The sequence below is a fragment of the Sphingomonas sp. PP-F2F-A104-K0414 genome, assembly GCF_004340945.1.
Taxonomy (GTDB): domain Bacteria; phylum Pseudomonadota; class Alphaproteobacteria; order Sphingomonadales; family Sphingomonadaceae; genus Sphingomonas.
This window is the reverse complement of the sequence record NZ_SLYD01000004.1, coordinates 383,062-407,235: the sequence shown is the minus strand read 5'-3', so window position 1 is coordinate 407,235 and position 24,174 is coordinate 383,062. Positions and strand designations below refer to the sequence as shown.

Sequence of the window (24,174 nt, the reverse complement as noted above, 5' to 3'; positions counted from 1 at the left end):
TGGCAAGTCGTAACAATCCCGACTATGCGCATGGTATGACCGCTCCCCAGCAGATCCTCATCGTCGAGGACGAACCGTTGATCGCCATGATGCTCGAGGATTTTCTCGAAGTTCTGGACAAGGGAGTCGCAGGCTCGGTCGATACCGTAGCCGACGCCCTGAAGCGGATCGAAGAGGGCGGCGTCGACGGCGCGATCCTCGACGTGAACCTGCGTGGCGGCGAGAAGAGCACCGCGGTCGCCGAGGCGCTGGCGGCAATAGGCGTCCCCTTCGTCTTCGCCACCGGCGGCGGCGATGACGGTGTGGCGCCAGAATTTCGCGATCGTCCACGGTTGCAGAAGCCCTTCACGATGGACGGCGTGGCAAAGGCGCTCGAAGGCCTTTAATTTCTTCGGGATGATGGGGGCAGCTGCCGTCTATCTCTTCCGTCATTCCCGCGAAGGCGGGAACCCATACTGGCTGGCCTCGGCGACGGGATCGCGAACCCTTTGGGATCTGGATCCCCGCCTTCGCGAGGATGACGAAGCGGGATCAAGCCTTCCCCTTAAAATTCAACGCAACTCTCTTGCGCAATTGCCCTCTCCCGCGACATAGGCGGTCGCCATGAGCAACCGTTTCGACAAATCACGACTGCCGAGCCGCCATGTCTCGGTCGGCCCCGAGCGCGCCCCGCATCGCAGTTATTATTACGCGATGGGGATTCCCGAAGAGGATATCGCGAAGCCGTTCGTCGCCGTCGCCAGCGCCGGCAACGACAGCGCGCCCTGCAACATCACGCTCGACGCGCAGGCCGATGTCGCGCGCCTCGGCGTGATCCAGGGCGGCGGCATGCCGCGCCGGTTCAACACCATCACCGTCACCGACGGCATCGCGATGGGCCATCAGGGCATGAAGACCAGCCTGGTCAGCCGCGAGGTCATCGCCGACTCGGTCGAGCTCAGCGTGCGCGGCCATTGCTACGACGCGCTGATCGGCTTTGCCGGCTGCGACAAGTCGCTGCCCGGCATGATGATGGCGATGCTGCGGCTCAACGTGCCGTCGATCTTCGTCTATGGCGGCTCGATCCTGCCCGGCCGTTTCCACGACAAGGACGTGACGGTCGTCGACGTGTTCGAAATCGTCGGCAAATACGCAGCCGGCGCGTGCCCGCTGTCCGAAGTCCACGCGCTAGAAAAGGTCGCCTGTCCCAGCGCCGGCGCGTGCGGTGGCCAGTTCACCGCGAACACGATGGCCTGCGTCGCCGAGGCGATCGGATTGTCGATGCCGAACAGCAACATGACGCCCGCGCCGTATAGCAGCCGCGAACAGATCGCGCATGCCGCCGGCGTCCAGATCATGGAGCTGATCGAGCGCAACATCCGCCCGCGCGATATCTGCACGCGCGAGGCGTTCATCAACGCCGCGCGCGTCGTAGCCGCGACCGGGGGCTCGACCAACGCCGCGCTGCATCTGCCCGCGATGGCGCATGAGGTCGGGATCGAGTTCGACCTGTTCGACGTCGCCGAGGCCTTCAAGACCACGCCGTACATCGCCGACCTCAAGCCCGGCGGGAAATATGTCGCGAAGGACATGTACGAGGCCGGCGGCGTCTACATGCTGATGAAGACGATGCTCGCCGGCGGGTTCCTCGACGGCAATTGCATGACCGTGTCGGGCAAAACGCTCGGCGAGAACATCGACCAGGTGACGTGGAATCCCGACCAGAAGGTCATCTACGACATCACCACGCCGATCACCCCGACCGGCGGCGTCGTCGGCCTGCGCGGCAGTCTCGCCCCCGACGGCGCGATCGTGAAGGTCGCCGGCTTGCACCGCCTTCAGTTCAGCGGCCCGGCACGCGTGTTCGATTGTGAGGAGGACACCTTCGCCGCGGTCGAGAACCGCGAGATCAACGAGGGTGAAGTCATCGTCATCCGCTACGAAGGCCCCAAGGGCGGCCCCGGCATGCGCGAGATGCTGTCGACCACTGCTGCGCTCTACGGCCTGGGCATGGGCGAGAGCGTCGCGCTGATCACCGATGGCCGTTTCTCGGGCGGCACCCGCGGCTTCTGCATCGGCCATGTCGGTCCCGAAGCGGCGGACGGCGGCCCGATCGCGCTCGTCGAGAATGGCGACATCATCCATATCGACGCCGAGGCCGGCACGATCGACCTCGACGTTCCCGAGGACGTGATGGCGGCGCGGCGCGCGGCGTGGGTGCCGCGCGCCAACGATTACGGCTCGGGCGCACTCTGGCGCTATGCGAAGACCGTCGGCCCCGCGTACAAGGGCGCGGTCACGCATCCTGGAGCCGCAGCCGAAACCCATGTCTACGCGGATATCTGAGACCACGCGGATAGGTAAACGAGACGCGCGCTCCACCCGTCACCCCAGCGAAAGCTGGGGTATCCCGGTTGGCGCGTGCCGCGACCCGAACGGGGAGATCCCAGCTTTCGCTAGGATGACGGATGATGGTTCAGATACCGGCTCCAGTAAGACAGTGAACTGCCTCCTGTGCCTCGCCATCCTCTCGCTCCCGCTCGCGGCATGCGGGCCAGGCAAGCCATCCAGCACGAAGGTCGCGCACGGGCAGACCGCCAAGCAGGCCAAGAAGTCCGCCGGCGACCCCCGCATCCCCTGCGCGCGCGGGCCCGCAGCGCTCGAAAGGGTCTGCACGATCGAGCAGGCCAAGGGTGAGACCGGCACGATCCTGACGATCCGCCACCCCGATGGCGCGTTCCGCCGCCTGCTCGTCACCCACGACGGCCGTGGTGTTGTCGCGGCGGACGGAGCAGAGGTCGCGAAGGTCGGCCTGATCGAGGGCAACGGTATTGAGGTGATGATCGGCGACGCTCGCTATCGCCTCCCGGCCACCGTCAAGAGCGCGACCAAGCCGTCATGATTCGTATCGAGGGCCAGGCGATCCTGACCGCCGCAGAAATGCGCGCGGCGGAAGACGCGGTAATCGCCGGCGGCGTGTCGGTCGAAACGTTGATGGAGCGTGCCGGTACCGCAATCGCGGGGGCAGTTCGCCGGTTGGCGGGCACGAACGAAGTCCTGATACTGTGCGGCCCCGGCAACAACGGTGGCGACGGCTATGTCGCCGCACGGGTGCTGGCCGAGATGGGCGTTTCGGTTCGCGTCGCGGCGCTGTCCGAGCCCAAGACGGATGCGGCGAAGGCAGCGAGGGCAGGGTGGTCCGGCCCGGTCGAGAGACTGGCGGCGGCAAAACCTGCGGCGATCCTGTTGGACGCGCTGTTCGGCACCGCTCTGACCCGCCCGCTCGATTCCGGTTCGACACCCACCCCTAACCGTTCCCCCGCGGACGCGGGGGCCCAGCCAAGTTCCGAGCGCTCACCCAACGGCCTACTCTGGGCCCCCGCGTCCGCGGGGGAACGGTCTGTGGTCGAGTGCCTTCATGCACTCGCCAACGCCGCCCAACTCAGCATCGCCGTCGACCTCCCCAGCGGCCTCGCTACCGACTCCGGCCAAGCCCTCAGCACGCCCCCGGTCTTCCACCTCACCCTCGCGCTTGGCGCCGTAAAACCCGCGCACCTCCTCCAACCCGCCGCGCGCTACTGCGGCCAGATCCGTCTTCTCGACATCGGCGTCCCCACCGCCAGCCAGGCTCGAGTTCTCAAAACCCCGAACCTGCCAATCCCCGGCCCAGACTCGCACAAATACACCCGAGGCATGGTCGCGATAATCGCCGGCACCATGTCTGGCGCCGCTGACCTCGCCGCTCTCGCCGCGATGCGCGCCGGCGCCGGCTACGTGACCCTGCTCGGCGACAGCCAAGGCCCGCCCCACGCGCTCGTCCGCGCACCGTTCACCGACCACGCGCTCGCCAACGACCGCATCGGCGCACTCGTGATCGGCCCCGGTCTCGGCCGCGACGACCTCGCCAAGGCCCGCCTCGAAGCGGCGCTGACCTCGGACCACCCGCTAATCATCGACGGCGACGCGCTCCGCCTGATCGCCCCAGAGCGAATCGAGGCGCTGAGAGTCCCCGTCATCCTCACCCCCCATGCCGGCGAGTTCAACGCGCTCTTCGGCAAATCCGATGCCGACAAGATCGCGAGAGCCCGAGACGCAGCCGTCCGCGCGAACGCCGTCGTCGTTTTCAAGGGCGCCGACACCGTCATCGCCGCACGCGATGGCCGCGTCCGCATCGCACAGGACGCCAGCGACTGGCTCTCCACCGCCGGCACCGGCGACGTCCTGGCTGGCGCGATCGGCGCGATGCTCGCCGCCGGGCTCGAACCACTGGAGGCCGCCGCCGCCGGAGTGTGGCTCCACGGTGACGCTGCCCGCCGATTGGGTCCCGCGTTCATCGCCGACGACTTGGCGGAATCGCTCCGGTCCGCCAGAGCATCGCTATGACCTCTGAATCTAATATCGACACCATCATCCGCGTCGCGGCACGCGGCGACGGTATGACCGCCGACGGTCGCCACGCTGCCTTCTCGGCCCCCGGCGACACGCTGGCCGCCGACGGCACCGTGATCCCCGGCCCGCACCACCAGACGCCCCCGTGCGTGCATTTCCCGACGTGCGGCGGCTGTCAGCTCCAGCATCTCGACGACCAGGCCTATGCCGAGTTCGTCACCGACCGCATCGCCTCCGCGCTCGACGGCCAGGACCTGTCCGCCCCGATCCGCACCCCACACATCTCCCCCGAACGCAGTCGCCGCCGCGCGACGCTCCACGCCGAGGGCAAGGGCGGCAAGATCACGCTCGGCTTCACCGCCGAAAAGGCGCACACGATCGTCGACATCAAGGAATGCTGGATCCTAGATCCGCGCCTGTTCGCGCTCGTCCAGCCGCTCCGCCAGCTGCTCAAGCGCCTCAACTTCCGCCGCCGCGCCGACATCCATCTGACGCTCGCCGACCAGGGCGCGGACATCCTGATCACCGGGTTCGCCCCCGAAGGCCTCCCCGCCGCCGAAGCGCTCACCAAATTCTGTGAAGACCACGGCATCGCCCGCGTAGCGTTCGACGATGGTCTCGGTCCCGAGACGCGCTGGGAACCCGACGCGGTCACGATCACGCTCGGCGGCGTTCCCGTGCCACTCCCGCCCGCGTCGTTCCTGCAGGCCACCCCCGATGGCGAAGCTGCACTCACCGCTGCCGTCCTGGAGGCGATCGGCAAGCCCGCGACGGTCGCGGACCTGTTCGCCGGCCTCGGCACCTTCACGCTCGCGATCCCCGCGAAGGTCTATGCCGCCGAAGGCGCGCGCGACGCACTCGGCTCGCTGAAGGCCGCCGCGCACCGCACGCAACGGCCGGTCTACCCGGAGCACCGCGATCTCTACCGCCGTCCGCTGACGGTGGCCGAACTCGACCGCTTCGACGCGGTGGTGATCGATCCGCCTCGCTCCGGTGCGCGCGAGCAGGCTACTGCGCTAGCGGAGTGCAAGACGCCGGTGATCGCTTATGTGTCCTGCAATCCGGCGAGCTTCGCGCGCGATGCGAAGGAACTTTGCGACGCAGGTTGGCGGATCGACTGGGTCCAGCCGGTCGGCCAGTTCCGCTGGTCGACGCATGTCGAGCTAGCCGCGAAGTTCGTCCGCTAACTATCCTCCCCTATAAGGGGAGGTGGCAGCGCATTGCGCTGACGGAGGGGTGACCCGCTATCGAGAGGGCGATACCCCTCCGTCGCTACGCGACACCTCCCCTTCCAGGGGAGGATAAGCGTGGCGATCAAAGCCGTTGGCTAAATCTCCGGATACACCGCACTCACGAAGAACAACCCGTCAGGCGGCGCATTCAGCCCCAGCATCGCCCGATCCTTCGCCTCGAGCGCCGCCGCGACATCGCCAACCGCCCAACGCCCCATACCCACCAGCGCCAGACACCCGACCATAGACCGCACCTGATGATGCAGGAACGACCGCGCCGCCGCATAGACGAATAGCCGCTCCCCCTCCCGCACAACGTCAAGCCGGTCCAAAGTCCGCACCGGACTATCCGCCTGGCAATGCGCCGACCGAAACGTCGTGAAGTCATGCCGCCCGACTAAGGCCCCCGCAGCCTCCGCCATCGCCCCCGCATCCAGCAGCTGCGGCACCTGCCACGCCAGCCCCGCCTCGAACGTCAACGGCGAGCGCCGGTTGACGATCCGATACTCATAAGACCGCCCGACACACGAAAACCGCGCATGCCAATCGTCGTCGACCACTTCGCACGCCAGCACCGACACCGGCGCCGGCTTCACCAGCGCATTCAGCCCCTCCATCAACCGAAACGCCGCGAGCGGCTTCGCGATGTCGACATGCGCGCGCATCGCCATCCCGTGCACGCCCGCATCGGTCCGCCCCGCGGCCTGTACGGATACGGTCTCGCCGGTCATCTTGAGCACGGCCGCTTCCAAAGCCGCCTGCACGCTCGGCCCGTGCTTCTGCCGCTGCCAGCCCATGAACGGCCGCCCGTCGAACTCCACCGTCAACGCGAACCGCGTCAAAGCTGCGTCCCCGACCGGATCGGAAACCCGCGCAGCATTTCGTCCGCCGAGGTAACACCACGCCCCGCCCGTTGCACCAGGGTCGGCCGGATCGCGCCGTCGCCACACCCGATCGTCAGTTCGGCGTTGACCGTCAGCCCCTCGCACCCAAGGAACGAGAACGGCAACACGTCCGCCGCCAGCACCTTCACCCGCTCGCCCGCATGTTCGAACCACGCCCCCGGCGCCGGGTTCATCGCCCGCACCAGCCGCTCGACCTCGACCGCCGACCGCTCGAAATCGATCCGCGCCTCCGCCTTGTCGATCTTGGCCGCATAGGTGACGCCCTCCTTGGGTTGCGGCCGGGTAGGGTAGGCGTCGAGATCGCCCAACACCTCGACCATCAACCGCGCGCCCATCGCCGACAGCTCGGACGTCAGATCCCCCGCGGTCTTGCCGACGATCGGCGTACGGCCCTCAAGCCGAACCGGCCCGGTATCCAGACCCGCCTCCATCTGCATGATCCCGACGCCCGTCTCGGCATCGCCCGCGAGGATCGCGCGCTGCACCGGCGCCGCCCCGCGCCACCGCGGCAACAGCGAGCCATGCACGTTCAGGCACCCGAACCGAGGCGCCTCCAGCACCGCGCGCGGCAGAATGAGACCATAGGCCGCAACGACCGCCGCATCCGCGTTCAAGGCCGCAAACGCCTCGCGAGCCTCCAGCCCCTCCGGCAGAGACGCCTTGAACGACACCGGCGTCCGCACTTCGATCCCCAGCGCCTCCGCCCGAAGCTGCACCGGCGAGGGCACCAGCTCGCGCCCGCGCCGCCCCCCTGGCCGGGCAGGCTGGCAATACGCCGCCACCAATTCATGCCCCGCCGCGACGAGGGCCTCCAGCACCGGCACTGCGAAGTCCGGCGTTCCCATGAAGATGATCCGCATGGCCTCTCTCGAACACGCTGGCGGGGAGCCGCGCAACCCCCTATCTGTTCCCTATGGCATCCCCCGAGATCGAGGCGCTGACGCAGGCGCTGGCCCGGCTCCCCGGCCTCGGCCCCCGGTCCGCACGTCGAGCCGTGCTGCATCTGCTCAAGAAGCGCGACGCGGCGCTGGGTCCCTTGCGCGAGGCGCTGACCGCGGTCGACGAGCGGCTGGAGAACTGCTCGACCTGCGGCAACGTCGACACCACCAACCCGTGCGCGATCTGTGCCGACCCGCGCCGCGAGCAGCGTTCGCTGTGCGTCGTCGAGGAAGTCGCCGATCTCTGGGCGCTCGACCGATCGCGGCTATTCCCCGGCCGCTTCCACGTCTTGGGCGGCCGGCTATCGGCGCTAGAAGGCATCCGCCCCGAGGACCTCAGCATCGACAGCCTCGTCCGCCGCATCGAAACTGGCGGCATCGACGAAGTCGTCCTCGCGATGAATGCCACGCTCGAAGGCCAGACCACCGCGCACTACATCGCCGAGCGCATCGAACGCTTCCCCGTCCGCGTCACCCAGCTCGCGCACGGCCTGCCGGTCGGCGGCGAACTCGACTATCTCGACGAGGGCACGTTGGCGCAGGCGCTAAGGGCAAGGCGGCCAATGGCTTGACGCCCATCGGCTTGACGTGATGCCCACGCGTACCTTAGCGGACGCGCTATGACCGTCATGACCGTTCTCGAAGTCCCCGATCCCCGCCTGCGCCTCGTCGCCGAGCCGGTGGAGACGGTCGACGACTCCATCCGCACGCTCGTCGCCGACATGATCGAGACGATGTACGATTTCAACGGCATCGGCCTCGCCGCGACCCAGGTCGGCGTGCAGCAGCGCGTCCTCGTCATCGATCTCCAGGAGGAGAAGGACGAGGACGACAAGCCGATCAAGAACCCCAAGGCGTACATCAACGCCGAGATCCTGTCGGTCAGCGACGAGGTCTCCACCTACAACGAGGGCTGCCTCTCGATCCCGGAGCAGTATGCTGAAGTCGCGCGCCCGGCGCGGTGCCGCGTGAAGTGGCTCGACGAGACCGGTGCGGCGCATGAGGAAGATTTCGACGGGCTGCTGTCGACCTGCATGCAGCACGAGATCGACCATCTCGACGGCGTGCTGTTCATCGACCACATCAGCCGCCTCAAGCGCGACATGGTGCTGAAGAAGCTGGCGAAGCAGCGCAAGCTGGGGTGAGGGGCGGGGGCGTCGCTGCTCTCTGTGCTGAGAGTGCGGGGCTGAGAGCGCGCGGCTCATTCACCCAGCACGCTACCACCCCGGCGAAGGCCGGGGCCCAGTTGGAAAGGTCCTAGTAACGACGCGCTGCCCTAAGTTGGCAACGTCCCCCAACTGGGCCCCGGCCTCCGCCGGGGTAGTGCTGGTGGAGTAGGTGCCGACCCGCCCCCAAGTTCCCCCGCGAAGGCAGGGGCCCAAGACTACCAGCACCACCGTCAGTAACCCTAGACTCCCGCCTCCGCGGCAAAACAATATTCCGATTGTCCTACATCAACCGTTCGACGTATGTTCCAAGCATGACGTCCCCATTCGCTCCCCAAAACCGCCCGCTAACGCCCCCATCTCCTCCCAAGGAAATGCTGCGCCAGCGTCTAAACTTCCTATACTTCACTCCAGTTTCGGCCGCGCAAAATGGCTGAGTTCGCCATCATCGCCGTCCTCGCGCTAGCCGCCGGCATCCTCCTCGGCTGGCTCCTCGCCTCCCGCCGAGCCGCCACCCTAGCCAGCGAACTTGCCGTCGCCCAAACCAAGGTCGCCGACGCCGATCTCATCCGCACCGCGCGCGACGCGGTCGAACGCGAACGCAACGCCGCGATGCAGGACCTCGCCACGCTCCGCGCGCAGAACGCCGAGCGCGCCACCGACACCGATCGCTTGCGCCTCGACCTAGGCACGATCCGCGCCGACCGAGACGCCGCCCGCACCGAAATCGCGACGCTCAAAGCCCAAGGCGAGGCATTCGAAGCGCGGCTGCTCGAACTCCGAGAGGCCAAGGACGTGATGGCAGCGCAGTTCGGCGACGTCGCCAACAAGCTGCTCAGCGACGCGCAGAAGACCTTCCTCGAACGCGCCGACGCTCGCTTCCGCCAGTCCGAAGAATCCGCCGGTCTCAACCTCAAGTCGATGCTGCAACCCGTCAGCGACCGCCTGCAACGCTATGAAGAGGGCGTCGCAAAGGTAGAAGCCGAGCGCCGCGACGCATTCGGCGACCTCAAGGGCCAGATCGAGCAGATGCGCCTCGGCCAGGAAAAGGTCTCCACCGAAGCCGCCAAGCTCGTCAATTCCTTGCGCAACGCCCCCAAGTCGCGCGGCCGCTGGGGTGAGCAGCAGCTGAAGAACGTCCTCGAAACCTGCGGCCTCAGCGAACACACCGACTTCCAGACGGAAGTCTCTGTCGCGGTAGGCGACGATGGCGCCCGCCTCCGCCCCGACGCGATCATCCGCGTCCCCGGCGGCCGAGCTCTGGTGATCGACGCCAAGGTCTCGCTCAACGCGTACCAGGATGCATTCGGCGCAGTCGACGACGCCGAACGCCTGATCGGCCTCGCGGCGCACGCAGCCTCGATGCGCGCGCACGTCAACGGCCTCGGCAACAAGGCCTATTGGAGCCAGTTCGCCGACACCCCCGACTACGTCATCATGTTCGTCCCCGGCGAGCATTTCCTCTCCGCCGCGCTTGAACACGACCCGACACTCTGGGACTTCGCCTTCGAAAAGCGCGTCTTGCTCGCCACCCCCACCAACCTGATCGCGATCGCCCGCACAGTCGCGGCGGTTTGGCGCCAGGAAAAACTCGCCAACGAAGCACGGAAGATCGGCGAACTCGGCAAGGAAATGCACGATCGCCTTGCGAAGGTCGCAGACGACCTGCGCAAAGTCGGCGTCGGCCTCAACAGCGCGGTGAAGAACTTCAACGGCTTCACCAACTCGTTCAACGGCCGCCTGATGGTAACGGGCCGCAAATTCCGCGATCTGAACATCGAGACCGGCGCGCGAGATCTTGAGGACGTATCTTCGGTCGACGCACTAGCGCTAGGCGAGGGGCCTGCGCTGATCGAAAAGCCGGAAAACGTAGAAAGCTGACATTGCCAGTTGTGAACCACCCCGGCGAAGGCCGGGGCCCAATTGGGGGCGGCGTCAACTAAGCGCAGGACGTCGTCACTCCGACCTTGCCAATTGGGCCCCGGCCTTCGCCGGGGTGGTGGTGGAGGGTGGCTTCTTCCGCACCGAAAACCGATCGGTACAAAATTCGTTCACCTCTCGGCAACCTTTCCACATCCCGCGCATTAACCGGATAACACTCCCAAGAGTCACCCGGTCATGAAACACCTAGTCCCCATCCTCTGCGCCCTCATCCCCTTCGCAGCAATGATCGGCGCCTGCGTAACCTGCCCCTGACACCCGTCGCAAAAGCACAAAAGAAAAGGCCCGCCCGGCTCACTCCGGGCGGGCCTTTCTGTATCGGCTAGAAGGGAAGCGAAGGGATCAACCCTGCGCTTCTTCCTCCTGGTCGCGCGGTGCTTCGGCGGTCGCGCCGGGCTCTGCGTTCGGATCGTAATCCTCGACGAAGCCAGCCTCGTCGCGCTCGAACATCGACGACATCACGTCGACGCCCGAAGCCTGCATCTCGGCCTCTTCAGGCGAGCGGGCGACGTTGACCTTGACGGCCACCGACACCTCGGGGTGCAGCGATACCTTGACGGTGTAGACACCGATGGCCTTGATCGGCTTGTCGAGCACGATCGCCGACTTGCCGACCTTGTGACCGTCGGCCACCAGCGCATCGACCAGATCGCGAACCGCGACCGAACCGTAGAGCTGACCGGTGTTCGACGCCTGACGGATCAGGGTCACGGTCGCGTCGTTGAAGGTCTTCGCTTCGGTCTCGGCATCGCTGCGACGCGATGCGTTGTCCGATTCGATCTTCGCACGGTTCGACTCGAACACCTTGCGGTTGGCTTCGTTGGAACGAAGCGCCTTCTTGTTGGGAAGCAGGAAGTTACGCGCGTAACCGTCCTTGACCTTCACCACGTCGCCGATAGCACCAAGCTTTTCGACGCGCTCAAGCAGAATGACGTCCATGTGGGCGTGTCCTTACTTAACGATGTAGGGCAGCAAGCCCAGATGACGCGCGCGCTTGATGGCCTGGGCCAGTTCGCGCTGCTTCTTCGCGGCAACAGACGTGATGCGCGAAGGGACGATCTTGCCACGCTCGGACACGAAGCCCTGCAGCAACCGGACGTCCTTATAGTCGATCCGGGGAGCGTCTTTGGCGGAGAACGGGCAGCTCTTGCGGCGGCGGAAGAATGGACGTGCCATGATTATTCAGCTCCCTCTTCGCGGTCACGACGGGGACCACGGTCCGGACGATCGCCACGATCGGGACGGTCGCCACGGCCACCCTCACGGTCGCCACGACGCTCGCGGTCACGATCCTGCTTGCGCATCATCACGGTCGGGCCCTCTTCGAGGGTGTCGACCTTGACCGTCATGTAACGGATGATGTCTTCGTTGATCTGGGTCTGGCGCTCCAGCTCTGCGATCACGCTGCCCGGGGCATCGATCTCGAGCATGACATAGTGCGCCTTGCGGTTCTTGGCGATCTTGTACGCCAGCGAACGCAGGCCCCAGTTCTCGGTCTTTACGACCCGACCTTCGTTGTCGTTCACGATCTTGGTGGCGATTTCCGCCAGTGCGTCCACCTGCGCTTGTGCCAGATCCTGGCGCGCAAGGAACACGTGCTCGTAAAGAGCCATGTCTTGTCCTTCGTCTTGGCCGATCGCTGATACACGCCCCATGCGTGCACCCCTCCGGCTGTCGTCTAGAATGCAAACAGGGGCGAGAGACGCGAATCTCTCACCCCGGTTGCAATGGGCCTTAGCCGATTATCCGGCAAAGGCAAGGTAATGGTAGGTGTTACCGGCCCGATTACCGGAACGCGCCGCCACGAACCTGGACCACGTTGCCGCGACCGTTGATCAGCAGTGCGTCATTGCCCGAGCGGACCCACTGGCTGCCACGCGGCGGGGCGGCGAGGCGATAGTTGCGGTACGTCGTGATCACCCGGTAGTTCTGAGCCTGGCGACGATCGAAGCGCTGGCCGGCGCGCCAGTTGCGATACTGCGGCGTGCGGACGACGGTGCGCTTGGTGACGACGGTGCGGCCGTTGTTGTCGTCATGGCGCACGGTGGTGACTTCGCGACGCTGCTGCGCTTCGGCAGGCGCTGCGGCGAGCAGCGGGCTGGCGACAAGGGTAGCGGTAAGTGCGCTGAGGATGAACTTCTTCATGATAATCTCCCGTTTGAAACACGGCGCCGTTGCTGCGGCGTCCTCCATAATCTGGGAGTCGATTGTCGCAGGCGCTTGTCGCAAGGTCGGCGAAATGGTCGCATATTGTCGCAAGGCCGCGGGGTTCGTTCAGGTTGCAACTCGCCGCACACCTTTATAGGCCCCGCGCTCAAACGAAGACCCAACACAGAGGAGAGGCCATGCGCGCGTTCATCTTCCCCGGCCAGGGGAGCCAGTCTGTCGGCATGGGCAAGGCGCTCGCCGACGCCAGTGCCACCGCCCGCGAGGTTTTCGCCGAAGTCGACGAGGCGCTCGGCCAGCACCTTTTCCGCCTCATGAGCGAGGGGCCCGCGGACGACCTGCTCCTCACCGAGAACGCTCAGCCAGCGATCATGGCGAACGCGATCGCCACCTTGCGCGTCGCCGAGAAGGAAGGCGGCATCCGCCTCGCCGACAAGGCCGATTACGTCGCCGGCCACAGTCTCGGCGAATATACCGCCCTGTGTGCCGCCGGTGCGCTCGACCTGTCGACCACCGCGCGGCTCCTGAAACTTCGCGGCCGCGCGATGCAGGCGGCGGTCCCGGTAGGCGAGGGTGCGATGGCAGCGTTGCTCGGCACCGACCTCGAAAAGGCGCAGGTAATTGCTGGCGCCGCGGTCGACGCGATCCTCGCGGAAGGTGGCCCCGAACTGATCTGCACCGTCGCCAACGACAACGATCCGTCGCAGGTCGTCATCTCCGGCCACCGCCTCGCCATCGAAAAGGCGATCGCGCTCGCCAAGGACCTTGGTGCCAAGCGCGCGCTTCTCTTGCCCGTCTCCGCCCCCTTCCACTGCCCCCTGATGCAGCCTGCTGCCGAAGCGATGGAGGCCGCGCTTCTCGACGCAGACCTCCGCGCGCCTCTGGTCCCGGTTTTCGCCAACGTGGACGCAACCGCCGTCGCCGACCCCGGTGCGATCCGTCATCTATTGGTCCAACAGGTCACCGGCATGGTCCGCTGGCGCGAATCAGTGTTGGCGATGCATGCGGCGGGCGTCGGCCACTTCGTCGAATTCGGCGGCAAGGTGCTTAGCCCGATGGTCAAGCGCATTACCCCCGACGTCGAAACGACGAGCGTCATCACGATGGACGACATCGAGGAACTCGTTCGCCAACTTTGACTCACGTCCGGTGTGCGCTGGATAAGCCCGTCGCCTTGGATGGGGGCGGGTGCCAGCCAGAGGAGCCGTTTCAGCCACCGGTCGTACCCTCTTTGGCCGTCCGAGCGCCAAAGTAGAAGCCGACTACCGAACTGAACAGCGTGACCACTGGGCCGAATACCAGGTTCATAAGGTTCATAAGCCGCGTTGCATCTGCCGCCGGGCCCGAGTCAGCATTGACGCCTTTTTCAGCGTTGATGAGGAACAGGTCGATAAAGCCTGCTACGATGACTGCGGTCAGTACGGCGAGCAACAGGTAGCTGACCCATTTGCGCACGGTCGTATCTAGCGTTTCCGCGACGATCGGCACGTAGGTTGTGATTTTCGGGGGGCCGGCAGCGAGGCCGGGTGCCGTTTCAGCATCGAGATCTCTCTCCACGATTCATCCCTTTTAAGAACGGCACCTCCCGTCGCTAGATCGATACGTCCAGCGTTCGGTCCTTGCCTTTGAACTGCAACTTCGCACCACTATCGACGGCCTCGAGTAGGAATTTCTGCGTACCAAGCGCTATGCGGACCATATCTCCGGTAGAAACACCCCGCTTTTCGGCCTCGTGGCGTAAAAAATCCAAAGTGTCGGAGGGCAGTTGGACGGTGGCCGTCTCAAGCCCGGACGACACGGTAGACACTGGGGTCGAGTCGATCGCCATTACGCACCTCGTTGCATTTGTGAACGGTCGATATAGGCGTTCCCAGTAGTCAACAAAAGCATTCTGAAAACAAGTTGGAGTCTCATCCATGTTCGACCTCACAGGCATGACCGCCCTCGTTACCGGGGCATCCGGCGGGATCGGGTCCGAGATCGCCAAGGCCCTAGCCGCCCAAGGCGCCCGCCTCGCCGTATCCGGCTCCAACGCCGACAAGCTCGAAGCCTTCCGCGCGAGCCTCGTCGGCGATCACATAGCGCTCCCCTGCAACCTCTCCGACGCCGCCGCCGTCGACGCGCTCGTTCCACAAGCGGTAGAGAAGCTCGGCAAGCTAGACATCCTCGTCAACAACGCCGGCGTCACCCGCGACAATATCGCGATGCGGATGAAGGACGACGAGTGGGACAGTGTCATCCGCGTCAATCTCGAAGCCGCGTTCCGCCTCATGCGCGCCGCCGCCAAGCCGATGATGAAGGCACGCTTTGGCCGGATGATCTCGGTCACCTCGATCGTCGGCGTCACCGGCAATCCCGGCCAGGCGAACTACGCAGCGTCGAAGGCCGGCCTGATCGGCATGTCGAAATCGATGGCACAGGAACTCGCCAGCCGCGGCATCACCGTCAACTGCGTCGCGCCCGGTTTCATCACGTCGCCGATGACCGACGCGCTGCCCGACGCGCAGAAGACCGCGCTCACCGCGAAGATTCCCGCCGGTCGCCTCGGCGAAGGCGCAGACATCGGCGCGGCGATCGTGTACCTTGCCAGTCGTGAAGCCGGGTACGTCACGGGACAAACCGTGCACGTGAACGGCGGGATGGCGATGATCTGAACTTGCGCGCTGAACTGCCGCGTTCTAGGTGCGTTCAGGAAATACCGAAAACCCCCAGATTTGAAGAGGGAACTACCATGAGCGAGACCGCTGACCGCGTGAAGAAGATCGTCGTCGAGCATCTCGGCGTCGAAGCCGACAAGGTGACCGAGGACGCGAGCTTCATCGACGACCTGGGCGCAGACAGCCTCGACATCGTCGAACTCGTCATGGCGTTCGAGGAAGAATTCGGTGTCGAGATCCCCGATGACGCCGCCGAGAAGATTGCGACCGTCAAGGACGCGATCACCTATATCGACGAGCACAAGGCCTGATCAGGGTCTAGGGTTCAAAACTTTGGACCTGCCCTGAAGGGTGTGATTTGAGCGGCTCCCCGTCCTTGGGCAAAGAGGGCGGGGAGCCGTTTCGTTTTGAGAGCAGACGGAGTTTGAAGCCATGCGGCGTGTCGTCGTAACCGGGCTAGGCCTGGTCACCCCTCTGGGGGCGGATGTTGAAACGGCCTGGGCGAATATCCTCGCCGGCAAGTCGGGCGCGGGCCCGATCACGCGCTTCGACGCGTCGGATCAGGTGTGCCGCATCGCCTGCGAGGTGAAGCCGGCTGACCACGAATATGGCTTCGATCCCGGCAAGCGCGTCGACCACAAGGTCCAGCGTCAGGTCGATCCGTTCATCATCTACGGCATCGATGCCGCCGGTCAGGCTCTCGAAGACGCTGGCCTCACCGAGATGACGCTCGAGGAGAGCTGGCGCGCCGGCGTCTCGATCGGCTCGGGTATCGGCGGCCTGCCGGGTATCGAGAGCGAATCGATCGTCCTCCACACCAAGGGCCCGCGTCGCGTTTCGCCGCACTTCGTCCATGGCCGTCTGATCAACCTGATCTCGGGCCAGGTCTCGATCAAATACGGCCTGCGCGGTCCGAATCACGCGGTCGTCACCGCCTGCTCGACCGGCGCGCACGCCATTGGCGATGCAGCGCGGATGATCGCGATGGACGACGCCGACGTGATGCTCGCGGGCGGCGCGGAGGGCACCGTCTGCCCGCTCGGCATCGCCGGGTTCGCGCAGGCCCGCGCGCTGTCGACCAACTTCAATGATTCGCCCGAAAAGGCCTCGCGTCCGTACGACAAGGACCGCGACGGCTTCGTGATGGGCGAGGGCGCCGGTGTGCTGGTGCTCGAGGAATATGAGCATGCCAAGGCACGCGGCGCGAAGATGTACGCCGAGGTGATCGGCTACGGCCTGTCGGGCGACGCGTATCACGTGACCGCGCCACATCCGGAAGGCGACGGTGCGTTCCGATCGATGCAGATGGCGATCAAGAAGTCGGGCCTCGCGCTTGAGGACATCGATTACATCAACGCGCACGGCACCTCGACGCCTTTGGGCGACGAGCTCGAACTTGGCGCGGTGCGTCGCCTGTTCGGCGATGCGATCTCGGGTCTGTCGATGTCGTCGACCAAGTCGGCGATCGGTCATCTGCTCGGCGGTGCCGGCGCGGTCGAGAGCATCTTCTGCATCCTCGCGCTGCGCGACCAGATCGTGCCCCCGACGCTGAACCTCGACAATCCGAGCGACAGCTGCGTAGGTGTCGACCTCGTGCCGCACGTCGCCAAGAAGCGTGAAGTCCGCGCTGTGCTGAACAACTCGTTCGGCTTCGGCGGCACCAACGCGTCGCTGGTGATGACGAAGGTCCAATAATCCTGTTCCCCGGCGAAGGCCGGGGTCCAGTTGGGTGATTGGTGCGATTTATCGGAGGGCCTGCCCAACTGGGCCCCGGCCTCCGCCGGGGAACTATGGTGCGCAAGGTCGGCTGTTTCGGACTCGTCTTAGGCCTGGCGGCCATCGTCGCGCTGTTCCTCGTAGTCCAAGGCTGGGGCGGCGCAGGCCCAGCACCGCGCACGCTGACCGTGCAGATCGGCGAAGGCAGCACGCTGGCCGGCGCTGCCACCGAACTTGAAAACGCCGGCGCGATACCCTCGGCCCGCCGCTTCCGCCTCTACGCTCGCGTGTTCGGCTCGGGCGACCCGATCAAGGCCGGCGAATATCGCATCGCGCCACACACCAGTCAGTCCGACATCCTGAAGCTGATGCAGGGCGGCAAGGTCGTCCAGCGCCTCGTCGTCGTCCCCGAAGGCTATCCCTCGGTTCTCGTCCACGACGCGCTGATGAAAGCGGACGGCCTGACCGGCACCGTACCCGTCCCGGCGGAAGGCTCGATTCTCCCCGACGGCTACGCCTTCCAGGCCGGCGACACCCGCGCCTCGGTCGTCACGCGGATGCAGGCGGCGATGAAGACCTACCTCGCCACCGCCTGGGCCGCACGCAAGCCCGGCATCGCGGTGACGACGCCCGAACAGGCGATCATCCTCGCCTCGATCGTCGAGAAGGAAACCGGCAAGCCCTCCGAACGCCGCACCGTCGCCGCGGTATACGGCAACCGTCTGCGGGGCGGCATGCCGCTTCAGGCGGACCCCACGGTGATCTACCCGATCACCAAGGGCCGCCCGCTAGGCCGCCGCATCCTGCGATCGGAACTGCACGCGAAGAACGGCTACAACACCTATGCCGAAGCCGGCCTGCCGGTCGGCCCGATCGCCAACCCCGGCCGCGCCTCGATCGACGCGGTGCTCGACCCGGCGCAGACGCAGGCGCTCTACTTCGTAGCGGACGGCACCGGCGGCCACGTGTTTGCCAACACGCTGGCCGAACACAACGCCAACGTGAAGAAATGGTACTCCATCCGCAAAGCCCGCGGCGAAATGTAGGGCGAGGCGTTCCGGCACACTCTCGTCATCCCAGCGAAAGCTGGGATATCAGGCCGCAAGGACGGACTGTGTGGCGCGAGATCCCAGCTTTCGCCGAGATCCCAGCTTTCGCTGGGATGACGACTAGGCCCGCAACGCGTTAGCCGCGCGCGCCTTGATCTCGATCTCGGCCATCGTCCCGCCGGTCACCCAGCTCCCACCCACGCAGAGCACCGGCTTGAACGCCAGCCATTCGGGGGCGCTTGCTTCGGTAATGCCGCCGGTCGGGCAGAAGCTGCACTGATAGAACGGCGCGGCTAGAGCCTTCAGCGCCTTCAACCCGCCATTCGCCTCGGCCGGGAAGAACTTGAAGTGCGTCAGCCCAAGGTCGAGCCCGGTCATGATGTCCGCCGCATTGGCGATCCCCGGCAGGAACGGGATACCGCTCTCGATGATCGGCATGGCAAGGCGTTCGGTCAGCCCTGGCGACACGATGAACTCCGCCCCGGCATCGCGGACCTGTACGAACTGCTGCGTATTCACGACGGTCCCCGCACCGACGATCGCGCCCGGCACCTTCTTCATCTCGGCGATCGCCTCCAGCGCGGCGCCGGTGCGCAACGTCACCTCGAGCACGCGCAAGCCACCTGCGACCAGCGCCTCGGCGAGCGGACGTGCGAGCGCCGCATCCTCGATCACCAGCACCGGGATGACGGCGCTGGTCTGCATGATGTCTGCGATGGTGACGGTCGATTTGGCGGTCATTGGGTGTGTTCCTGTGCGAAGGCGGCCGCGGCGCCGAACAGGCCGGGCTGGGGATGGGTGATGAGCTTGACGGGCATCGCCGCCATCATGCCCTGGAAACGACCCTTGGCGACGAACCGCTGGTCGAAGCCCGAGCGGATCAGGCGATCCTTGATCCGGAAACCGAGGCCGCCCGCGATCACGACAGCCTTGGCACCCTGTGCCAGCGCCAGATCGCCCGCGACCGCGCCGAGCGCGAGGCAGAACCGGTCGAGCGCGGCGAGTGCGATCGAATCGGTGCCGTCGATCGCCTCGGTCCAGATCGTCTTGTCGTCATGGCTGGGCACCGCGCGGCCTTCCAAAGCGGCAAGCGTCTCATAGATCGCGACGATGCCGGGCCCCGCGACGACGCGCTCGGCGGATACGCGTGTGAAGGTCTTGCGCAGGCGGCTCAGCAACGCATCCTCGATTCCGTCGAGTGGGGCGAAGTCCATGTGGCCACCCTCGGTCTCCAGGACTTGGTAGCCGTTCTTGCGTCGAAGCAACTGGGCGACGCCGAGCCCGGTGCCGGGGCCGCAGATCGTCGTGATTCCCTCGGAAGGCAGCGGCGTATCGGGGCCGCAAAGGTGGATGAAGTCGCTGCTCGGCACCTGCGCGACGGCATGGCCGACCGCGCCGAAATCGTTGACCACCACCCACTGGTCGGCCTTCAGCCGCTCGGTGATCAGCGACTTGCGGATGATCCACGGGTTGTTGGTGAGCCGGATGACGTCGTTCGCGACCGGCGACGCGACCGCGATCGCGAGCGCGCGGGGGAGGGGGCGACCTAGCCCAGCCTCGAACGCCTGGTACGCGGTCTGGAGCGACGCGTGGTCGGCGGTCTTCAGCGTCGCCGGCTCGCCGAGCGACACGACGCGACCGTTCTCGACCTCGGCGATCGCGAAGCGGGCGTGCGTTCCGCCAATATCTGCCGCTACGATTTCCATGTCATCCTCCGTCTATTATTATCGTCCCCCGTCATCCCAGCGAAAGCTGGGATCTCAGGCCGCATAGTCCGTCCCCGTGGCGCGAGGTCCCGGCTTTCGCCGGGATGACGGGGGTGTGGCTGAGGTGACGGCGGCGTTTGAGATGCGCTTTAGAGCCCAGCGCCCGCCAGCATCGCCGACGCGCCCTTCTCGGCCTCGTCGGCAAGCCCGCGGAACATCCCGAACAGCTCGCGGCCCATGCCGCTCACCGGTGGCGGTATCGCGACCATCTCTCGGGTTGCCCAGACGTCCGCATCAACCAAGGCTTCAAGCGTGCCATTCACAGCGTCCACCCGGATCATGTCGCCATCGCGGATCAACCCGATCGCGCCGTCGAGCAGCGCTTCGGGCGAGCAATGGATCGCGCACGGCACCTTGCCACTTGCCCCCGACATCCGCCCGTCGGTGACCAGAGCCACCTTGAACCCACGATTCTGCAAAACGCCCAACGGTGGCGTCAGCTTGTGCAGCTCCGGCATCCCGTTCGCGCGCGGCCCTTGGAAGCGGACGACGACAACGACGTCCTTCTCCAGCTCGCCCCGCTTGAACGCCTCGATCACGTCGAGCTGGTCGTCGAACACCATCGCAGGCGCCTCGACGATCCAGCGTTCGCGCTCGACCGCCGACACCTTGATGCACGCACGGCCGATATTGCCCGCGAGGATCCGCATCCCGCCATCCGGCGAGAACGGCGCCGTCGCAGGACGCAGGATCGTCTCGTCGCCGCTATCAGGCGTATCGCGCCAGCCGAGCGTGTCGCCCTCGACGACCGCGGTCTTCGCATAGGCCGACAGGTCGTCGCCACCGATCGTCATGATGTCGCCGTGCAACAACCCTTCGCCGAGCAACTCGCGGATCACATAGGGCATGCCCCCGGCAGCCTCGAACGCGTTCACGTCCGCCGAGCCGTTGGGATAGACGCGCGCGATCAGCGGGACCGCGCAGGAGAGGCGGTCGAAATCCTCCCAGTCGATGATGATCCCCGCCGCACGCGCGATTGCCGGCACATGGAGCAGGTGATTGGTCGAGCCCCCCGTCGCGAGCAGGCCGACCGCGGCGTTCACGATCGCCTTCTCGTCGACGCAATGCCCGAGCGGCCGATACGAATCGCCGCGCGCGCCGATCTTCGCCAACCGGTGCACCGCCGCCCGCGTCAGCTCCTGGCGCAGCTTGGTACCCGGATTGACGAACGCCGCGCCCGGCATGTGAAGGCCCATGACCTCCATCATCATCTGGTTGGTGTTCGCCGTGCCGTAGAAGGTGCACGTGCCCTTCGAATGATACGCGCCGATCTCGGCCTCGAGCAGCTCGTCGCGCCCGACCAGCCCCTCGGCGAATTTTTCGCGGACCGCCGCCTTCGCCTTGTTGGGAAGCCCGGTCGGCATCGGCCCGCCGGGGATCAGCACCATCGGCAAATGCCCAAAGCGCAACGCACCCATCAGCAGACCCGGCACGATCTTGTCGCAGATGCCGAGCAGTGCGGCGCCCTCGAACGTCCCATGCGACAACGCAATCGCCGTGCTCAGCGCGATCGTGTCGCGGCTGAACAGCGACAGCTCCATGCCGGGATAGCCCTGCGTCACGCCGTCGCACATCGCCGGCACGCCGCCCGCCACCTGCGCCGTGGCGCCGGCCTCTCGCGCCCAGATCTTCATCAGCTCGGGGTAGCGATAGTAGACGGCGTGGGCCGACAGCATATCGTTATACGCGGTGACGATGCCGATGTTAATGCCGGCATCGGCCTTCATCGCGTCGCGGTCTTCCTCGGTCCCGGCATAGGCGTGCGCGAGGTTCGCGCAGCCGAGGCCGGGACGCCGGACCTGCGCCGCCGCCTCGCGCTCGATCAGCGCGAGATAGGCGGCGCGGCTGTCGCGCGACCGCTCGATGATCCGGTCGGTGACCGCGGAGACGACGGCGTTGAGCATCGTCACGGCGCCCAGTGCACGTCGACCGGCAGCTCGACCTCAGCCAGCACGCGGCCGATCGGGTAGGACGACGACGGCCCCTGTTCGATCGCCTGCTCAAGCACCTTCTTCTTCGCGTCGCCGGTGATCATGATCATCAGCGCCTTCGAAGACGCGATCGCCGCGGCCGAGAGCGTTACGCGCGCCAGCGGAGCCTCGGGCGGCAGCGGATCGGGCATCACGCCGAGTGCACGACGTTCCTTGGGACCGCTCAGCGCCTCGTCATAATCGGGGCCGGGGAAGATCGACGCGGTGTGCCCGTCGCCGCCCATGCCGAGCAGGCAGAAGTCGAGCGGCCAGTGCAGGTCCTGCATCAGCGCATCCGCGGAACGACCGGCAGCCTTGTAGTCCGACATCGCCTCGGGAACGATCGGCTTCACGCGCGCACCCTTGGGGAGGAAGATTTTCGCCAGCGCGGTCACGTTCGACAACGGATCGCCGAGCTTCACGATCCGCTCGTCGCCGGGGATGATCGTGACCTTCTTCCAGTCGAGCTTGGCTTGGGCGAGTTTCTCATACGCCGCGAACGGCGTCTTGCCGCCCGCGAGTGCGATCACCGCCGAGCCGCGCGCGTCGAGCGCACTCTCGATGACGAACTGGATATCGCCCGCGACTGCGTTGGCGAGCTCGTCGGAATCCTCGTAATCCCACCATTCGATTTCGGTCATAAACTTGAACTCACTCAGAAAATTGCTGTCAAAAATGCCGTTCGTGCCGAGTAGGGATCGAGCGAAGTCGAGATCCCGTATCGAGGTACAATGCCACAAACGGGCCGATCCCTCGATACGCCTTCTCGACTTCGCTCGAAGGCTACTCGGGACGAACGCAAGAAAACAAACTCAGTCGTCCTGCCAGGTCACCCCGTCACGCTCGGTCAGCGCGATCGCCGCGGACGGACCCCAGCTACCCGAAGCATAGCTCTTGGGCTTCATCGCGTTGGCCTTCCAGCCCTCGCGGATCGCGTCGATCCAGGTCCATTGCGCCTCGACCTCGTCACGGCGCACGAACAGCGTCTGGTCGCCCTCAATCAGGTCGAGCAGCAGCCGCTCATACGCGATGCGCCGACGGGTGCCGGCAAACTCTGCGTCCATGCTGAGATTCAGTGGCACTTCACGCAGGCGGACGCCGTCACGGTCGAGACCGGGCTCCTTCGCCATCACCAGCAGCTGGACATATTCCTCCGGCTGGAGACGGATGATCAGCATGTTGGGCTGCAACAGGCCACCGCGTCCGGCGAACATCGAATGCGGCACCGACTTGAACTGGATCGCGATCTCGCTGCGGCGCGCGGCCATCCGCTTGCCGGTGCGCAGATAGAACGGCACGCCGCGCCAGCGCCAATTGTCGACATGCGCCTTGATCGCGACGAACGTCTCGGTGTTCGACGCCTCGCCGAGTTCGTCGGAGTAGCTCTTGACGAACTTCCCCTTGACCGCGCCTTCGCCGTACTGGCCGGTGACGGTGACGTTGGGCACTTCCTCGGGCTTGATCAGGCGTAGCGAGCGGAAAACCTTCGATTTTTCGTCGCGGACGTCGGTGCCCTCGAAGCGCGCAGGCGGCTCCATCGCGATCAGCGCGAGCAGTTGCAGCATATGGTTCTGGACCATGTCGCGCAGCGCGCCGGCGCTCTCGTAATAGCCGGCGCGCTCCTCCAGCCCGACCGTCTCCGAGATCGTGATCTGGACGTTGTCGATCCCCTGCGCATTCCAGACCGGCTCGAAGAACGAGTTGCCGAAGCGCAGGGCCAGGATGTTCTGGACGGTTTCCTTGCCGAGATAATGATCGATCCGGTAGGTCCGGTCTTCCGGGAAGGCCTTCGCCACCGCGTCGTTGATCTCGCGGCTGGTGTCGAGGTCGTAGCCGAGCGGCTTCTCGAGTCCGACACGGACAGTCTCGCCCGCGAGGCCGACCTTGTGCAGCCCTTCGATCGCCGATTCGAACAGCGACGGCGCGGTCGAGAGGTAGATTGCGAGGCCGCCGGAGATGTCGCCGATCTTGTCCGCCAGCGGCTGGAACGCGGCGGGGTCCGACAGGTCGGTCGCCTGATAGAACAGCCGGTCGAGGAACGTCCCGATCGCGCTCTCGTCCTTGCGATCCTCGGGCAGGAACTCGTCGAGCGCCTTCTTCGCGAACTTGCGGTAATCCTTGTCGTCATGCTCGTGACGCGCAGCGCCGGTGATCGTCAGTTCTTCGGGCAGCAGGCCGTCGGCGTGCAGGCCATAGAGCGACGGCAGCAGCATGCGCTGCGCGAGATCGCCGGTCGCGCCGAACAGGAGCAGCTTGGCTACGGGATTACGGTGCATGAAAGCTCCTGGAACTAGCCGGTT

General features: G+C 65.9%; 26 protein-coding genes. 13 read left to right on the top strand and 13 right to left on the bottom strand.

The window, feature by feature from the left end:
- The first annotated feature begins 35 nt into the window (after positions 1–35).
- From C8J46_RS11885 to C8J46_RS11865, 5 genes are all read left to right on the top strand, one after another.
- Positions 36–386: a response regulator gene (locus C8J46_RS11885; protein WP_132739194.1), complete on the top strand. Its 351-nt coding sequence runs from the start codon at positions 36–38 to the stop codon at positions 384–386.
- A gap of 217 nt (positions 387–603) precedes the next feature.
- Positions 604–2,325: a dihydroxy-acid dehydratase gene (gene ilvD, locus C8J46_RS11880; RefSeq protein WP_132739191.1), complete on the top strand. Its 1,722-nt coding sequence runs from the start codon at positions 604–606 to the stop codon at positions 2,323–2,325.
- Positions 2,326–2,479: 154 nt separating this feature from the next.
- Positions 2,480–2,881, top strand: a complete 402-nt coding sequence (locus C8J46_RS11875) for a hypothetical protein (RefSeq protein ID WP_132739188.1) — start codon at positions 2,480–2,482, stop codon at positions 2,879–2,881.
- Complete coding sequence (locus C8J46_RS11870) at positions 2,878–4,362, top strand: NAD(P)H-hydrate dehydratase (RefSeq protein WP_132739185.1); 1,485 nt, start codon at positions 2,878–2,880, stop codon at positions 4,360–4,362. The genes C8J46_RS11875 and C8J46_RS11870 overlap by 4 nt, the downstream gene beginning before the upstream one ends.
- On the top strand, positions 4,359–5,555 hold the full coding sequence (locus tag C8J46_RS11865; protein ID WP_132739182.1) for a class I SAM-dependent RNA methyltransferase: 1,197 nt from the start codon (positions 4,359–4,361) through the stop codon (positions 5,553–5,555). The genes C8J46_RS11870 and C8J46_RS11865 overlap by 4 nt, the downstream gene beginning before the upstream one ends.
- Positions 5,556–5,695: 140 nt before the next feature.
- Here the strand turns inward: C8J46_RS11865 and truA are convergent, their stop codons facing one another.
- Both truA and fmt read right to left on the bottom strand, forming a co-directional pair.
- Entirely contained in the window at positions 5,696–6,442 is a 747-nt protein-coding gene (truA, locus tag C8J46_RS11860; RefSeq protein ID WP_132739179.1) for a tRNA pseudouridine(38-40) synthase TruA, read from the bottom strand.
- Positions 6,439–7,365: a methionyl-tRNA formyltransferase gene (fmt, locus tag C8J46_RS11855; protein WP_132739176.1), complete on the bottom strand. Its 927-nt coding sequence runs from the start codon at positions 7,363–7,365 to the stop codon at positions 6,439–6,441. Before fmt ends, truA begins: the two co-directional genes overlap by 4 nt.
- 53 nt (positions 7,366–7,418) lie before the next feature.
- Here fmt and recR point away from each other — a divergent pair, with 53 nt between their 5' ends.
- From recR to rmuC, 3 genes are all read left to right on the top strand, one after another.
- Positions 7,419–8,015 carry a recombination mediator RecR gene (recR, locus tag C8J46_RS11850; protein ID WP_132739173.1) on the top strand — a complete coding sequence of 199 codons (597 nt, stop codon included), beginning with the start codon at positions 7,419–7,421 and terminating at the stop codon, positions 8,013–8,015.
- Between the two features lie 48 nt (positions 8,016–8,063).
- Positions 8,064–8,588, top strand: coding sequence for a peptide deformylase (gene def, locus C8J46_RS11845; protein ID WP_132739170.1), 525 nt, complete (start codon positions 8,064–8,066; stop codon positions 8,586–8,588).
- A gap of 450 nt (positions 8,589–9,038) precedes the next feature.
- Positions 9,039–10,490 carry a DNA recombination protein RmuC gene (gene rmuC / locus C8J46_RS11840; protein WP_132739167.1) on the top strand — a complete coding sequence of 484 codons (1,452 nt, stop codon included), beginning with the start codon at positions 9,039–9,041 and terminating at the stop codon, positions 10,488–10,490.
- Positions 10,491–10,892: 402 nt separating this feature from the next.
- Here the strand turns inward: rmuC and rplI are convergent, their stop codons facing one another.
- From rplI to C8J46_RS11820, 4 genes are all read right to left on the bottom strand, one after another.
- Positions 10,893–11,489: a 50S ribosomal protein L9 gene (rplI, locus tag C8J46_RS11835; protein ID WP_056050886.1), complete on the bottom strand. Its 597-nt coding sequence runs from the start codon at positions 11,487–11,489 to the stop codon at positions 10,893–10,895.
- A 12-nt stretch (positions 11,490–11,501) separates the two neighbouring features.
- Positions 11,502–11,726: a 30S ribosomal protein S18 gene (gene rpsR, locus C8J46_RS11830; RefSeq protein ID WP_031393978.1), complete on the bottom strand. Its 225-nt coding sequence runs from the start codon at positions 11,724–11,726 to the stop codon at positions 11,502–11,504.
- Positions 11,727–11,728: 2 nt separating this feature from the next.
- Positions 11,729–12,163, bottom strand: a complete 435-nt coding sequence (rpsF, locus tag C8J46_RS11825) for a 30S ribosomal protein S6 (protein ID WP_132739164.1) — start codon at positions 12,161–12,163, stop codon at positions 11,729–11,731.
- Between the two features lie 172 nt (positions 12,164–12,335).
- On the bottom strand, positions 12,336–12,695 hold the full coding sequence (locus C8J46_RS11820) for an RcnB family protein (RefSeq protein ID WP_132739161.1): 360 nt from the start codon (positions 12,693–12,695) through the stop codon (positions 12,336–12,338).
- Between the two features lie 200 nt (positions 12,696–12,895).
- Between C8J46_RS11820 and fabD the strand changes: the two genes are divergently transcribed.
- A complete protein-coding gene (fabD, locus tag C8J46_RS11815; protein WP_132739158.1) occupies positions 12,896–13,855 on the top strand; it encodes an ACP S-malonyltransferase in 960 nt (319 codons plus the stop codon).
- Between the two features lie 70 nt (positions 13,856–13,925).
- On the opposite strand, the gene C8J46_RS11810 is transcribed toward fabD, so the two are convergent.
- Entirely contained in the window at positions 13,926–14,273 is a 348-nt protein-coding gene (locus C8J46_RS11810; RefSeq protein ID WP_132739155.1) for a hypothetical protein, read from the bottom strand.
- A 34-nt stretch (positions 14,274–14,307) separates the two neighbouring features.
- A complete protein-coding gene (locus tag C8J46_RS11805; RefSeq protein ID WP_132739152.1) occupies positions 14,308–14,544 on the bottom strand; it encodes a ribbon-helix-helix domain-containing protein in 237 nt (78 codons plus the stop codon).
- Between the two features lie 88 nt (positions 14,545–14,632).
- Here C8J46_RS11805 and fabG point away from each other — a divergent pair, with 88 nt between their 5' ends.
- The 4 genes from fabG (at position 14,633) to mltG (ending at position 18,135) form a co-directional block, all read left to right on the top strand.
- Positions 14,633–15,370, top strand: a complete 738-nt coding sequence (gene fabG / locus C8J46_RS11800; RefSeq protein ID WP_132739149.1) for a 3-oxoacyl-[acyl-carrier-protein] reductase — start codon at positions 14,633–14,635, stop codon at positions 15,368–15,370.
- 77 nt (positions 15,371–15,447) lie between these two features.
- A complete protein-coding gene (locus tag C8J46_RS11795) occupies positions 15,448–15,684 on the top strand; it encodes an acyl carrier protein (RefSeq protein ID WP_031393971.1) in 237 nt (78 codons plus the stop codon).
- Between the two features lie 121 nt (positions 15,685–15,805).
- Positions 15,806–17,068 (top strand): beta-ketoacyl-ACP synthase II, encoded by a 1,263-nt coding sequence (gene fabF, locus C8J46_RS11790; protein WP_132739146.1) that lies wholly within the window; start codon positions 15,806–15,808, stop codon positions 17,066–17,068.
- A 98-nt stretch (positions 17,069–17,166) separates the two neighbouring features.
- Positions 17,167–18,135 carry an endolytic transglycosylase MltG gene (gene mltG, locus C8J46_RS11785; protein ID WP_132739142.1) on the top strand — a complete coding sequence of 323 codons (969 nt, stop codon included), beginning with the start codon at positions 17,167–17,169 and terminating at the stop codon, positions 18,133–18,135.
- A gap of 123 nt (positions 18,136–18,258) precedes the next feature.
- Here the strand turns inward: mltG and eda are convergent, their stop codons facing one another.
- From eda to zwf, 5 genes are all read right to left on the bottom strand, one after another.
- On the bottom strand, positions 18,259–18,879 hold the full coding sequence (eda, locus tag C8J46_RS11780; RefSeq protein ID WP_132739139.1) for a bifunctional 4-hydroxy-2-oxoglutarate aldolase/2-dehydro-3-deoxy-phosphogluconate aldolase: 621 nt from the start codon (positions 18,877–18,879) through the stop codon (positions 18,259–18,261).
- Positions 18,876–19,844 (bottom strand): glucokinase, encoded by a 969-nt coding sequence (gene glk / locus C8J46_RS11775; protein ID WP_132739136.1) that lies wholly within the window; start codon positions 19,842–19,844, stop codon positions 18,876–18,878. Before glk ends, eda begins: the two co-directional genes overlap by 4 nt.
- Positions 19,845–19,993: 149 nt before the next feature.
- A complete protein-coding gene (gene edd, locus C8J46_RS11770) occupies positions 19,994–21,808 on the bottom strand; it encodes a phosphogluconate dehydratase (protein WP_132739133.1) in 1,815 nt (604 codons plus the stop codon).
- A 2-nt stretch (positions 21,809–21,810) separates the two neighbouring features.
- A complete protein-coding gene (pgl, locus tag C8J46_RS11765) occupies positions 21,811–22,515 on the bottom strand; it encodes a 6-phosphogluconolactonase (RefSeq protein ID WP_132739130.1) in 705 nt (234 codons plus the stop codon).
- 171 nt (positions 22,516–22,686) lie between these two features.
- Entirely contained in the window at positions 22,687–24,150 is a 1,464-nt protein-coding gene (gene zwf, locus C8J46_RS11760) for a glucose-6-phosphate dehydrogenase (protein WP_132739127.1), read from the bottom strand.
- Positions 24,151–24,174: the final 24 nt, after the last annotated feature.